At 43.7% G+C, this 14,324-nt stretch carries 12 protein-coding genes; 2 read left to right on the top strand and 10 right to left on the bottom strand.

Translation table 11 applies throughout. The features are described 5' to 3' along the window. Positions 1 to 104 precede the first annotated feature (104 nt). Positions 105 to 1,340, bottom strand: a complete 1,236-nt coding sequence (locus ACTQWB_RS02295) for a galactokinase (protein ID WP_441500165.1) — start codon at positions 1,338 to 1,340, stop codon at positions 105 to 107. A gap of 282 nt (positions 1,341 to 1,622) precedes the next feature. Here ACTQWB_RS02295 and ACTQWB_RS02300 point away from each other — a divergent pair, with 282 nt between their 5' ends. Then, positions 1,623 to 2,507, top strand: a complete 885-nt coding sequence (locus ACTQWB_RS02300) for an AraC family transcriptional regulator (RefSeq protein WP_441500166.1) — start codon at positions 1,623 to 1,625, stop codon at positions 2,505 to 2,507. A 62-nt stretch (positions 2,508 to 2,569) separates the two neighbouring features. On the opposite strand, the gene ACTQWB_RS02305 is transcribed toward ACTQWB_RS02300, so the two are convergent. The 4 genes from ACTQWB_RS02305 to ACTQWB_RS02320 all read right to left on the bottom strand — a co-directional run bounded on the left by ACTQWB_RS02305 (position 2,570) and on the right by ACTQWB_RS02320 (position 6,872). Beyond that, positions 2,570 to 5,428 carry an ATP-binding protein gene (locus tag ACTQWB_RS02305; RefSeq protein WP_441500167.1) on the bottom strand — a complete coding sequence of 953 codons (2,859 nt, stop codon included), beginning with the start codon at positions 5,426 to 5,428 and terminating at the stop codon, positions 2,570 to 2,572. Positions 5,429 to 5,509: 81 nt separating this feature from the next. Next, positions 5,510 to 6,040: a EutP/PduV family microcompartment system protein gene (locus ACTQWB_RS02310; protein WP_441500168.1), complete on the bottom strand. Its 531-nt coding sequence runs from the start codon at positions 6,038 to 6,040 to the stop codon at positions 5,510 to 5,512. A 26-nt stretch (positions 6,041 to 6,066) separates the two neighbouring features. Then, positions 6,067 to 6,495, bottom strand: coding sequence for a BMC domain-containing protein (locus ACTQWB_RS02315; RefSeq protein WP_441500169.1), 429 nt, complete (start codon positions 6,493 to 6,495; stop codon positions 6,067 to 6,069). Between the two features lie 11 nt (positions 6,496 to 6,506). Beyond that, on the bottom strand, positions 6,507 to 6,872 hold the full coding sequence (locus tag ACTQWB_RS02320) for a BMC domain-containing protein (RefSeq protein WP_441500170.1): 366 nt from the start codon (positions 6,870 to 6,872) through the stop codon (positions 6,507 to 6,509). A gap of 309 nt (positions 6,873 to 7,181) precedes the next feature. Here ACTQWB_RS02320 and ACTQWB_RS02325 point away from each other — a divergent pair, with 309 nt between their 5' ends. Continuing rightward, positions 7,182 to 8,555, top strand: a complete 1,374-nt coding sequence (locus tag ACTQWB_RS02325; RefSeq protein WP_441500171.1) for an MATE family efflux transporter — start codon at positions 7,182 to 7,184, stop codon at positions 8,553 to 8,555. A gap of 108 nt (positions 8,556 to 8,663) precedes the next feature. On the opposite strand, the gene ACTQWB_RS02330 is transcribed toward ACTQWB_RS02325, so the two are convergent. The 5 genes from ACTQWB_RS02330 to ACTQWB_RS02350 form a co-directional block, all read right to left on the bottom strand. Beyond that, positions 8,664 to 9,644 (bottom strand): M14 family zinc carboxypeptidase, encoded by a 981-nt coding sequence (locus tag ACTQWB_RS02330; protein WP_441500172.1) that lies wholly within the window; start codon positions 9,642 to 9,644, stop codon positions 8,664 to 8,666. A gap of 186 nt (positions 9,645 to 9,830) precedes the next feature. Then, positions 9,831 to 12,071, bottom strand: coding sequence for a hypothetical protein (locus ACTQWB_RS02335; RefSeq protein WP_441500173.1), 2,241 nt, complete (start codon positions 12,069 to 12,071; stop codon positions 9,831 to 9,833). 87 nt (positions 12,072 to 12,158) lie between these two features. Next, complete coding sequence (locus ACTQWB_RS02340; protein WP_441500385.1) at positions 12,159 to 13,400, bottom strand: glutamate-5-semialdehyde dehydrogenase; 1,242 nt, start codon at positions 13,398 to 13,400, stop codon at positions 12,159 to 12,161. Positions 13,401 to 13,467: 67 nt separating this feature from the next. Beyond that, entirely contained in the window at positions 13,468 to 14,025 is a 558-nt protein-coding gene (locus tag ACTQWB_RS02345; RefSeq protein ID WP_441500174.1) for a 5-formyltetrahydrofolate cyclo-ligase, read from the bottom strand. Then, a complete protein-coding gene (locus tag ACTQWB_RS02350; protein ID WP_441500175.1) occupies positions 14,003 to 14,224 on the bottom strand; it encodes a DUF896 domain-containing protein in 222 nt (73 codons plus the stop codon). Before ACTQWB_RS02350 ends, ACTQWB_RS02345 begins: the two co-directional genes overlap by 23 nt. Positions 14,225 to 14,324: the final 100 nt, after the last annotated feature.

A 14,324-nucleotide genomic window follows, 5' to 3' on the forward strand; every position in this document is an offset into this window, starting at 1 on the left:
TTCTGGAGCATGCTTGAAAAAGGCTCCATATTACTAATACAGTCGGCGATTGTAAGAGCACCAAAGGCGCGGAATAATCGCCTTTCATTCATGGTGATGTCTGTTTAGTTAATATGAGCAGCTCCTACCGCGCGGATATCCATCGGATAAACATTGTCTCTTCCTACATACCGGGAAATATATTCTACATAATTATCCATCTCTTTTTCCGGAATGACTGTGGCAATTACTCCTGCAAATCCACCGCCATGTACTCTGCAGATACCGCCGCCGATCTTATTCAAAAACAGTCTGGTAAGAGCAAGGACAAGCGGGATCTTCTGCTCATGGCAGTCTTTGATACAATAGCAGTTCTGAAGAAGCTCCCAGGAAGAAGTACCGGACTCATCCAGCAGCTTCAGGAATTCCTCGTAATCCGCCTCTTTGATCGCTTCTGCTGCACGTTCTACACGTGAAGTCTCTTCGAAGAAATGAATTGCACGAAGAACAGCTCTGTCATCCGTGATCTCATTTACATGTGCCAGAAGGTTCTCAAGAGTTGTCTCATGAAGAAGTTCTGCGCCAAGTACCTTCGCTGCTGCTTTCATCTCACCTGGAATCTCAGAGTACTCCTGGCTAAGGTCTGCATGACCCTTTCCTGTATTTACGATCACCAGTCTGTGTCCAAATTTTCCAAAGGAAAAATCCAGCTTGCTGTATTTCAGGTCGTTTCTGTCAGCAAAGTCAAAAAGAACCGGGCCGCCAACAGCACATGCCATCTGATCCATCATACCGGAAGCCTTATCCCAGTAAACATTTTCTGCATACTGGCCGATCTTTGCATAATCTGTATAAGTCATTTTACTCTCATTGAAGAAATAATCAATGATTACGCAGACCAGCATTTCAAAAGAAGCAGAAGAACTAACTCCGGCTGCTGCGATAACATTTGTGCTTACATATGCATCAAAACCAGCTGTCTGAAATCCGTTTTTCTTCGCACCCTCCATCATACCAGCAACCAGTGCAAAGGTTCCCTTCGGATAATTGGCCCGGCTGATCCGTTCAAGATCCACTACGATTTCATCTCTGTAACCCTCACTTGTAATGTGAATCACATTTGTTCCGTTTGGCGCTGCCACGCCGATAGTATCCAGGTTGATACTTCCGGCAATAACCTTGCCGCCATTGTGATCCACATGGTTTCCAATGATTTCTGTTCTTCCTGGAGATGTAAAGAAATCTGCATGATCATGTTTATAAATTTTCGTAAATTTCTCAGCAAGGTTCTGGAAACGGGCTGCACAGATGGTGCTCTCTCCATAGATTTTTTCAAGGCTTGTCTTTTCTGGTAAATTCATAATTTCACTCTCCTGATTTGTTAAGATTCTTATAATATTTACTACTTTCTTTCTCGTCCGATGTAACTTCATCAAGTTATTTATTATTATAACCTCTGTTTACTAAATATTACCTTGACTAACATGATAAAAATAAGGAATATATTGCGCTTTTATATCTTGGTATTGTATAATATTGGCAAATTATATGGGTAATTTATGGAATTCTTCAAAAATGAAGTAAATGAAAGCAACCAGCTGCAAAAATAAATGAATGTAGTATTCAAAGCAAGGAGGATGGCTATGTCTGAGCAGATCATCACCAACCAGTTTCAAAAAGAGCTAAAGCAGCATGGGGACGAACATTTCCCCTTCCTGGTCAGTTACCAGAAGCTTTCCGAATACGAATCCGGTTCTTTTATGTGGCACTGGCATCCGGAAATTGAGATAACCTATGTGCAAAAAGGGAGCATGTGCTACAAAGTCAATAATCTTGTATACCATCTAGGCGAAGGGGATATTCTGTTCAACAATTCCGGAGTTCTTCACTCCGGAAACATGGAGAATCAGGAGGACTGTTCTTATATTCCTGTAACCTTCGATACCCGGTTGATCTATGGATTTTTCCAAAGCACAATCAACAGTAAATATGTAGATCCTGTTATTCAGGATTCCAGGCTTCCTGCTCTTTGCATTGATCAGAGTGAGCCTTGGCATAAACCATTCCGTGAGCATCTTTTGCATATTATTTCCCTGGATAAAAACAAACCGGATTTTTATGAGCTGGATATTACCATCTGCCTTCAGTCCATGTGGCGACTTCTTCTGGAGCATATAACCTATGAACCACAGATTTCCCGGAAAAGTTCCCTGGAATATGACCGCATCAAAAAAATCTTATCGTATATTGAAGCCCATTATAGAGACAAAATCACTCTAAACGACATTGCCAAACACATTCATCTTTGTGAAAGTGAATGTACCCGGCTGTTTAAACGTCACATGAATACAACTTTGTTTGCTTTTCTCCAGGAATACCGGATTGAACGCAGTCTGGAAGATCTGAACGCCGGAGAACCTATCAGCGATGCTGCTGAAAATGCCGGGTTTACAGATTCCAATTACTATTCCAAGGTGTTTGCGAAGATAAAAGGCTGCAGCCCAAGAGAATATCGCAGGCGTCATTAGTCCATGCGCAAAAAGGCTCCGGACCGTGTTTCAAACACACTCCAGAGCCTTTTAAACAATCTTTATTTCTTGTATATAATCTTCCCAAGTGTAAGCATAAGCTCTTCTGCACTGATCGGCTTCGCCAGATGTCCGTCCATTCCGGCTTCTTTTGAGGCTTCCCTGTCTTCATCAAATGCATTCGCTGAAACCGCAATAACAGGTATCTCTGCAAGATCCGGATCCGATAGTTCGCGGATTTTGCGGGTAGCTGTATATCCATCCATTACAGGCATCTGAATGTCCATAAGAACTGCTGTGTAATAACCTGGAGAAGATTTTATTATTTTCTCTACTGCAATTGCCCCATTTTCTGCCACATCCACCAGAAGACCTGAATCCTCCAGAATCGCAACTGCGATTTCCCGGTTCAGAATATTATCCTCCGCCAAAAGGATTCGCTTACCAGCAAAAATTTCAGGTGGATAAAATTCTCTGGTCTGGCTGATCTTTGCCGGGGCATCTGCCAGTCTCTGGCACAATTTCACTACGATCTCAGTTCCCTTGTTTTCTTCGGAATCAATCTGGATCGTACCGCCCATCAGATCCACAAATCCTTTTATGATGGTCATACCAAGTCCGGTTCCCTGCACTCCGCTTACCGTAGAGGTAGATTGTCTCTCAAATGGCAGGAACACTTTTTTCTGGAATTCCTTACTCATGCCGCAACCGTTGTCTTTTACACGTATTTCATAATTTCCATAGTCTTTGTGTTTACAAGGGAACTGAAGGATCCGAAGAGAAATCCTTCCTCCCGTCTGGGTGTATTTCACAGAATTTCCAAGAAGATTAACCAGAATTTCCTTCATGCGTAGTTTATCACAATATATATAATAATTCTGGATCTGCGAAATATCTATCGTAAATATCTGATTCTTCTCCTGTGCCTGATTGCTGATGATCACGCTGGTCTCATCTACAATATCCCTGATGCTGCATATATTCTCGTCCAGCTTCGTCTGGCCGCTTTCGATTCTGCTGATCTCCAGTACTTCATTTACGATACCAAGAAGATGTTCACTTGATACTTTGATTTTCGACAAATAGTCCTGTACCTTTTCGGAATCATCCCCGGACTGAATAGCAAGATTGGTAAAACCAACTACTGCATTCATAGGTGTACGGATATCGTGGGACATGTTCTGAAGAAATACCTTCTTTGCCACTGATGCCTGTCTGGCAGCTCCAAGAGCTTCCTCCAGAAGTTCTTTATGCTTCTGCTCTTTTCTGGCAGCTGCCTGCTGTGCCTGTTCCCGCCGGATAAAATACCAGATGATCAGTAATAATATAGCTGACATGATTCCTGTAAACAGCCATACATGATCCTGTATCACATCGGTCAGAGTATATGTAGACAGGGTATTCAGATACCGGTAAGTATGATTGAGACCATAGCTCTCGCCAAGAACGCTTATGCCATGGTTCACGACCTGAAGCATACCGCTGTTCCCATGGGCAACGCCAAAGCAGACCTTCTCTTCATCAGTCAGTGTGATCACATTCATTTTCCGTTCCCCGTGAAGGAGCTGACTGACACGGAGTGCTCCAAGCAATGTGCTCCCTGCCTCCCCGGAGCTTACTGCTTCGACACATTCTTCAACAGAATCATAGGGAAGGATTTCAGAATCCGGATAATTGGATATAGTATACCAGTATTGACGCAGATTATTCCTGTTTACCGCTATTTTATCCGTAATCCCCTCTTTATAGGGCTCTTTATAAGCGAGAGAAATGGGAAATTCCACTACAGCAGAACTCTGGACAAAACCATTCTGCTCTGAGTACCATTTGCCGTCGCTTACCGGAAAAATCATATCTAGATCACCATTTTTCAGACATTCCAGCATATCGTTCTGGTCTTCAAATGGCTGATATACGATTTCCGGCTTATAATTTCCAGGAAGAGCCTGAAACATATCCGGAACAATATCACAAAGAAGTCCCGTTACAGATCCATCTTTCTGGGTATCACAGTATGGCAGATAATGATCCAGATAACCCACTACGATTTTCTCATGCTCATCCATCCATTTCTGCTCTTTTTCAGACAGAAAAACACTGACTGTAGTTTCCGTATAGTACTTATTTTTCAGGTCATCCAGATCTGCTGAGTCCTGCTCATTTATAATATTCATAGCCATGTTCAGTTCATTAAGAAGATCCGGACGGTCTTTCGCAATGCAGATGTAGAAAGGCTGTTTGCCTATTTTTTCCACAGGATTAATCCCAAAATAAGAAGAGACAACATTGTCTGCACTTACAAAACCATCTATTTCCTTGTTATTAAATCCCTGTGCACAGGTTTGCAGATCGTCATAATAGACAATTTCAATATCCACATAATTCTGTATCTTCCATTTTTCAAGAGCAGCAGTCATTCGCTGGTTGTTTCGCAGGGTCCCGATCTTTTTCCCTTTGTAGGAATTCATATCACCACATTTTATGGAGTCATCATCAGCATTTTTGTAAATATAGAAAGTCTCATTAAGCATTGGCGCATCCGGATAACGGATCAACTGGATCCGGTCAGAAGAATACGCGATTCCAGCCATCAGGTCAATCTCACCGGAAACCAGCTCTTCATAAAGTGTTGACCAGTCTCCATACACATATTCATATTTCCAGCCTGTATAAGATGCAAGCTTCTGTAGATACTCATAGCTGTATCCGCTTTTCACCTCATCATCACTGGTGCCCTCCTGGAAATTATGAGAAAAGTAATAGCCTACCCGGACTGTCTTCTGACTTTCTGCACATATTTTTACAGGAAAAAAAGCTATAAGTCCCAGGCATAATATCATGCATGGAAAAATATAGCTATTTCTAAATTTCCTGAAAAGATTCAGTGGTTTATTCTCTTCTTCTTTGCCCTTCTCCATCATGCCTATCCTTCTTCCCTATTACCTGATTTCAAACTAATCTTATTAAAGCTGCCATTGATCGTCTGGAATCTCTTCCTGTAATCAGGAAATTCCCTCCGGATAAGTCACCCCTTTCGGAAGGGGATCCCATTCATTAAGGCCAAGACTCTGTTTGAACTTCGCCTGCTCCAGTGTAAGCCTTGGCATGTCGTCCTGCAGATATTCCATTAATTCATCAATGCCTTCCCTTGTCACATTGTTCACCATGAATATGCGCTCACAGCCTGCATTGATCAACCACTGTCTTACCATAGGAATATTGGCATATGGGGAATCGATTTTCGTAATAATACCGATCAGCGGACGCAAAATGAAAGAACGGCAGCTTGCTCCGAACAGATTAAAGGGTTCATCTGCTGCCTGTACAATAGCCACCACATCCGCTTCAAACGAAAAGCAGGCAAGTCCTACACTGAAATGCTTGGACTCCGCATACTCTCCAGGGGAATCGATGGTATCGTCATTTGAATTGGTATACTGCGTCTTTATGTAATGAAGCTCCTCGCCCTTCAGTGCCTGCGTCAGCGAAGTTTTACCAGCTTCACTTCTTCCCATTAAAAAAATCTTCTTCATCTGTCTGTGTGTCCCCTATCTTTCCCTCAGCTCTTATTAACTTCACAAACTTTAAATCCCAGCTCCTGGTCAAAGAACCGCACAACCTCTTCCACTGCTGTCTGTACCTGTGACAGCCCGCCAGTCAATATAAGAGAACCGCAAAAACGGTCCATAAATCCAATCTGTACATCTGCGCTCTTCGTAGCAACATCTGCTGCCACCACCACTGCCTCCCATGGGGTAAAGCGGATCAATCCGATTGACTCTCCTGTATGGTCTTCCCCTTCATGAACACCGATGTGTAATCCCAGATTCTCATAAATACATGCCTGCGACGGGCTTATTACATGAGCCAGGCAAACCTCTTTGCCAGGTACACGTACACGGGTCATACGAAGCTTCTTGCCCTTCAGATGTTCATAATTATCATGGAACAGCATTTCCAGCAGTTCTTCCTTCGTTATTCGCTCCATGCTCTTACTTCCTATCGTTTCGTAATATTGCAGACTACATAGCCAAGAGAATCACGGAAATAATCTACGATCTCCGTCATAGCTGACATGACTTCCGAAATCTCACCTGTAATGATCAGGGTTCCGGTAAAGCGGTCTGCAAATCCAAGATAAACATTACCACTCTTTACTGCGATATCTGAAGCGATAACAGCAGATTCCGGCGGTGTCATATTCATAATTCCAATCGCTGAGGAACGGTAATCCAGCTGTGGGTTCAGTCCCAGCTTCTGATAAATGATCGGTGCCGGGCCGCCCATTACGTGGGCAAAGGTGATCTCCTTACCAGCTACTGTCTCCTGCACGATTCTGATCTGTTCTCCATGTTCATTTGCCATTTATGTAGTGCCTCTCTTTCGAAAATAATATCTTCACATTTTATATTTTATTGTACCATCTGATTTTATAAATAGCAAGTAAAACACTGTCTTTCACTGCTCTTAGAAGCAATTATTTGTACAAAATCCCTTTGGTCAATACGCCAATCTCTAAAATACTTCATAAAAAATCTTCGCATTTTCGAAAAATAAGAGGGTGACAGATAAGCCATAGTGTGATAAAATAGCTTTCGCTTCTGGATCAATGAAAACAGAGGCATTAATAATATGTAGCTTTTCAGTATATATTTATGGAAAAGAAGGGGTTTTATGGAAAAAGACATGACGAAGGGCCGGCCTTTGCCGGTGATTCTGAAATTTATGCTTCCTCTTATTATCGGAAACATTTTTCAGCAACTATACAATATGGCTGACACAATTATCGTAGGCCGCTATGTAGGTGCCGATGCACTTGCGGCAGTTGGTTCCACAGGAACGATCATGTTTCTGATCGTAGGCTTTTCACAGGGAATCACCGCTGGTTTTTCTGTCCTTACTTCTCAGCGCTTCGGGGCGAAGGATACCGAAGGGGTAAAAGCCAGCGTTGCCAATGGTATTCTGCTCTCTTTGATTTTTACAGTTCTCATCAGTGGCCTCAGTATGCTCAGTATGCATTCCCTTCTGAAGCTGATGAATACTCCTGATAATATCTTTCAGGATGCTTATACCTATGTAATGATCATCAGTGCGGGAATTATCGCCACTATTTTTTACAACCTGTTCTCCTCATTTCTCCGTGCTGTGGGAAATAGCAGGCTTCCGCTTATTTTTCTGGTATTTTCCGCTGTTTTAAACGTTGCACTGGATCTTGTCCTGATCATCAATTTCAAAATGGGAGTGGCAGGTGCTGCTTACGCGACTATTTTTTCCCAGGGAATTTCCGCGATTCTCTGTCTGATCTATATTTATGTCCGCATGCCGGATCTTGCTCCTGACAGAAGACACTGGAAGCTTCACGGCAGGGAAAGCCGCAATCAGCTTGCCATGGGAATTCCGATGGCACTCCAGTTCGCCATTACTGCATCTGGAACCATGATCATGCAGGCGGCTATCAACCTTTTTGGTTCTGATGCGGTTGCTTCCTATACAGCCGCCAGCAAGCTACAGAACCTGGTTACACAGGGTATGATGGCTATGGGACAGACCATGGCGACCTACAGCGGCCAGAATTTTGGAAAAGGTGATATCAAACGTATCCGTCAGGGCGTGAAAGCAGCCCTTGGTGCTTCTGTTGTTTACGCAGTTGGTGCTGCAGTTCTTGTGGTTCTTCTGCTGAAACCGGCGCTGGGGTTGTTTTTCACTGGAGATGTGGATATGTCCAGTATGTTCCCATGGGCAAGAACGTATATTTATATGAGCATTATATTCTATATCCCACTTAGCACAATTTTCGTTTTCCGTAACACCATGCAGGGCTGTGGATATGGTTTTCTCCCGATGATGGGCGGTGTTTCTGAGCTGATCGCCCGTCTGGTTGTGGCAATGATTTCCATGGCTGTTGCAAGCTATCCGCTTGCATGCTTCTGTGATCCTGCGGCCTGGTTCACTGCCGCTGTTTTCACCGGTGTTTCCTATCTTTTCGTTATGAAGGATATCCGTAAAAAATATGAGAACCCAGAAAGTCTGTCCCACTCTGCAAAATAAAGTTTTAACCTAAAGCGAAACATATTTAGTCATACACTGGAGGTATCTGCAAAAGCAGATATCTCCTATTTTATCAACTTTTTAAGCTTTTTTATTAATAGTCCAATTTTATTTCTGATCCAATGAAAAAATATATTCCAGTGGAAGCAGATGTATTTCTTCAAATATTCTTTTACTTTCTTCTTCACCCATATTTTCCCTGTTTGTGGGCACAGGAACCTTGATCCGGAAAGCTGGTTGCTTTCTTGTCTGCATGTAATATTGTTCCGGCGTCCCCATTCCTTTGTATTTTTGCCTTGAAGGTTCTGTCATCTGTTCCCGCTCCAGATGATAGGAAGAAGATTTCTGCATATGGCGGGCAAGCCGGTAAGACTTTGGAAGACTTCCCAGGCTCTGCTGACTGTGAAAATAAATAATTTCTCTTCCTGATTGTCCAAAAGTCAGAAGTCCACAGCTCTCATATTCCTGTATCATACGTACCAGCGCTTTTGTCTCATTTTCACTGGCCGGCTCTTCTCCCATTCTGGAATGGATATAGTGAAAGGTAGGAAAATTATGGGAAATGTCCACTCCTCTTACATTGTACCCGAAATCTTTTGCCGGAATACTTTGCATGCGAAGCATTTGCCTGTAAATCGGATTTCGGATCGTCCCGAAGCCATTCTGGGTGATTTCGTATCCATCCGGATTTAATAATGGAATGATACAGATTCTTATTTTGTTTAATAGATTTCTTACCTGATAAAGTTCTTCCAGCTCCCATCCACATTCATATGCCCTGCAATACTCTTCTGCCATCTTCAGCAAAAGCAGCGGCATGATTCTCTGGGTTCCTTCAACACCGGACACACAAAAGATTGCCTGTTGACTTGTACCGATTTCCAGCATTGGGATCATTCTCTCATCATGACTATTTCCGATCACCCGGAACTGACAGAAGCTGCTGTAGCGTCCAGCCAGTTCCCATAAGGAATAATAAAGCTTCTCGTACGATATGTTTTGCCCATTTTCCCCATCTCTTTTTATCTCGGTTTTATTTTCAATTGGAATTGTCTTCTGTTGAAACTTATTTCCTGTTTCTGATAACATAGTATCCCTCCTGCAGCGGAGGAAAATCTCAGGCAGCATTTCATTTCAAGTACCAGCCTGTCCCCCGCCGCCAATACCATTATATGCAAAAAGGCAGGTCCAAAGACCTGCCTTACATGCTTTTCTATGATTTTGTTACCAGATTTTCTATAACTCTCTTATCAGATTTTTTCTACAATTCTGTTATCAGATTTCATCCTCTTTTTTTCTCTTTCTGACGATAACATAACCGCCAGCTACAAGGGAAAGGCTTGCAAGCATCATCATGGTTGCAATTGGGGAATTATCAGCTGTTCTTGCATTGGTTGCAGAAGAAGAACCTGTATCGCTGTCTGTGCCATCATGATTCTCTGCATCATCACCTGTACCGTCCCCAGTACCATCTCCAGAACCGCCATTACCATATCCGTCATCATAGCCATCTGTTGCTGTCGGTGTGATGGTGCCGGATGGAGTGATAGTGAAGTCAATTGCTTTGGACTTGAACTCCGTCGGAAGTGCCTCTTTCACACCGGTTGCTTCCCACTCAGATCCATTGTAAATATATTTCTGGAAGAAGATGTACATCTTAAAGGTCTTCGCCTGTTTGATACCATTTACATTTTTAATAGACCAGCTCTTCTGGTAACCGGTGTCGATATTCTTCGCGGACATGCTCCAGCCGTAAGGAATCCACTTGGTGTCGCCCTTAACTGGACTTGTATTATCGGTACCAGCACCTGTTACCTTGAAATTGTACATTGTATTCGGATAGAATGCTAACGGATCTTCTAATCCGGTAACTTTACTCTCACTGACAGATGGATTAATGGTAGCACGTGTAGTTGGAGTAGGTGTGGTAGGAGTCTCGGTAGGTGGAGTAGCTTTTGCTTTTAAGGTTATTACTAATGGCTTAACCGCCTGTAAACCATTTACATCTTCACCATATACTACCACTTTGATCGGTGTATCATAAGCAACTCCGCCGATTGAAATGGAAACCGGTCCATTAATATATCCAGAATCAGTGCTGTCTTTCTTAACTTCATCGAAGCTTGGAGTAGAATCAGACTTCTTCATCCACGCAATATAATATCTGCCACCTTCACCTGCATCATTGGCATGGAAACTGATATCAACCGTATGATCATATGCCTTGTTCCATGAAATAGAATCTGCGGTCAGTTCCATGGAGCTGACTGGGTCTTTCACTTCCTCCAATTCACCAGTAGTACTATTGATTGTATACGTGGCATCAAGATAATGGATATGTGCTAAAGCGTCTGCAATTGTTGTACCAGCATTTTCTGCAAGGGCTACAAGAGCCTTTCCAGCTGCAGCATCCGCTCTGCGCACCTGAAGATCTGCATCTGCTGCAAGGGCACCTGCCGCTACAATACATGCTTTATCTCCATTTAACACAATGCTGTTGTCATTAACAGAATCGTCTTTATTATCCTTTACAACTACAGAACCGGATACACGAATCTCACCTTCACTGTAAATAGCTCCTCCGGTAGTCTCATCTAAGGACTGGTTACCAGTAATGGTACCACCTGCAAGAGCAATGGCACCTGATCCGCCTTTGTTGCAGATTGCAGATCCTGCAGCATTCGTCAGGTTACCAGTCAATGTAATTCCATCGGAAATTCCAAAATAACCGGAATCCATTGACACGATAGAGCCATCTGCGTCTCCTTCTGTCATCGTTCCGTTTACCGTAAGCTCTAATATGGCATCCCCACTTTTACCAGTTCCAAACTGGAAAGAAGTGTTCGCCCCGGTAACTTTAAACATGTCTCCTTTAAATCCGGAAGCACGGGTGATCGTAACTCCATCCTCAGCAGCTGCAATGGAAACATTTTTATCCTGGTCAATTACCAATGTCTCACTGATCTCAATGGAGCCAGTTACGAGAATCTGAGTCAGTGCACCATCCTTACCTACACCTGCTGGTGCTGCTGTAATCGCTTCTTTTAAGGACTGATACTCTTTCTGGTTTCCATCAGCAGTCTGAACATAAATCTTGCCAGAAGCATTTTCTTCTGCCTGAACTGCGATATCAGCGTCCTCCATAGCCATCTCTTCTGTCTCTCCGCTGCCAAAGCCTTCATCTGTGGCTTCTTCTGTACCAGCAGCATTATCCGCAGCTGGTGTCTCTGCAGCTTCCTGTGTAGGCTCTGCTGCCGGTGTCTGTGCAGAAGCATCTGGTTCAGCCGGAGCATCCGGCTCAGCTGCTGAATCTGTCGCAGAATCTTCTGCTCCATCAGTGGTATCAGCGGCCGGTTCTGCAACTGCTTCGCTGCCTTCCTCTGACTCTACAGCAACGGCTGCTGCATCATCTATCGTCATAGTCTGGGTATCCTCAGCAAATGCTGCTGTAGCCGGAGCCATGCCGGTTACAAGGGTTCCAGCCATTATAAATGCTAAAAGTTGCTTTTTTTTCATTTTAAAAGTCCTCCTTATATATGAGTCCCCCGTATTATGTATTAACATCGAAGTCCAGTATATCACATTTCATTAAAAAAATCAAACCTATGGACGAACCTGTCCATTTCCATAAATGATAAATTTTGTGGAAGTAAGTGCCAGAAGTCCCATAGGGCCGCGGGCATGAAGCTTCTGGGTACTGATGCCGATCTCCGCGCCAAAGCCAAATTCAAAACCATCTGTAAAACGGGTAGAGGCATTTACATACACAGCCGCTGCATCTACTTCATCCAGGAACTTCTGGGCATTATTATAATCATTTGTAATAATCGCTTCTGAATGTCCGGTATTATAACGGTTAATATGGCTTATGGCCTCATCTACGCTTCCAACCACCTTAATGGAAAGAATGTAATCCAGATATTCCGTTCCCCAGTCTTCTTCTGTTGCTGATACAGCATCCGGAATCAGCGCTTTCGCCTGTTCGTCGGCACGCATCTCTACGTTCTTCGTACGCAGGCGCTCTGCAAGTACCGGCAGAAATGCATCCTTCACTTTCTCATGCACCAGAAGAGATTCACAGGCATTGCATACACCAACTCTCTGGGTCTTGGCATTCATCACAATATCTGCCGCCATCTGAAGATCCGCACTTTCATCCACATATATATGACAGTTTCCTGTACCAGTCTCAATAACAGGAATGGTGCTGTTATTTACCACTGCTTTGATCAGTCCCCTGCCGCCTCTTGGAATCAATACATCCACATATTCATTCATCCGCATAAACTCTCCGGCTGTTTCTCTGGAAGTATCGGCTATGAGCTGGATTGCATCCTTCGTAACACCATTTTCGTCCAGGATCCTGCGGATGCACTCCACGATCGCTGTATTGGAATGAATGGCATCACTGCCACCCTTCAGGATTACCGCATTGCCCGTCTTAAAACAAAGGGCAAACGCATCTGCTGTCACGTTTGGTCTCGCCTCATAAATGATCCCGATCACCCCAAGCGGTACCCGTTTCTGACCAATAAGAAGCCCGTTGGGACGTTTTTTCATTCCAGTGACTTCCCCGATAGGATCCTCCAGGGCTGCGACCTGGCGAAGTCCCTCTGCCATCCCTTCAATTCTGGCTTCTGTCAGCATCAGACGGTCTACCAGGCCTTCTGGCATCTGGTTTGCCCTGCCATTTTCCACATCAATTGCATTGGCCTTAAGGAGTTCCCCGGAACTGGCAACAAGGCCATCTGCAACTGCTTCTAATACCTGGTTTTTCTTCGCTGTATCCAGATTACGAAGTACTATTTCAGCCTCTTTGGCATTCCTGCCAAGAGTTATCAGCATTTCATTCATTCAATCTCCTCCTTCCGATTGCCGGAATGATTTTCAAGCACGCTATAATATTATCCAACTAATGCCCAGCCGTATAAATCTTACTCTGGGTCACGATCATCTGCGGACAAATGTCCGTGGATTCTGTGGGAACCTGTTCGAACATCTGAAAATCAAATGCTACAGCAAGCCTGAATATATGTGGATGCTTCTCCAGAAATCGATCATAAAAACCGCCTCCATAGCCCACTCTGTGATTCTGCGGATCAAACGCCACACCAGGCATGATCATAAGTGCGTCTTCCCATTCCACGGTCTCGCCCTGCACCGGTTCCGGAATTCCGAAATAACCAGGTTCTAACTGGGAGAAATCTGTGAGCCGGTAGAAAAGCATATCTTTTCCCACGACCTTGGGGACTGCAGTTTCTTTCCCCTGCTTCCAGGCTTCCTCGATTATGTAACGTGTTATTACTTCATGATTGTAGTCTGCATAAGCCATGATCTGTCTGGCAGTGGAAAATTCAGAAGTCTTCGTCACCAGGTCTGTTATCTGGCGGCTCCACGCTTCTATCTCCCCATCGCTGTACTGCTTCCTGGCTGCAAATACCTGCTTCCTAATGAGTCTTTTTTCTTCCATATTTCTCTCCAAGGTTTACAACAGTGCCATCTGCTTCCTTGATATCAATATTATCCAGCTGATTTCGGAGATTCATTTTGATCGTGGCAATGTACTCCTTACGGAGCTCTGCCTGCTCTTTTTTCTCCTCTTCAGTAAGACCTACACTCTGTGCCTTATGGTGAAGGGTGTTAATGCGGTCGATTTTTGTGCTGTCCATAATCATACTCCTCCTGTAAATTGTCTGTGTAATCTAAATTGTACACGCAAAAGCGTGTTAAAAAGCATGCTGCTGTGTACTTTACAAGCATCCTGCTGAA

Source organism: Blautia sp. HCP3S3_H10_2 (assembly GCF_052122375.1).
Lineage (GTDB): Bacteria > Bacillota > Clostridia > Lachnospirales > Lachnospiraceae > Blautia_A.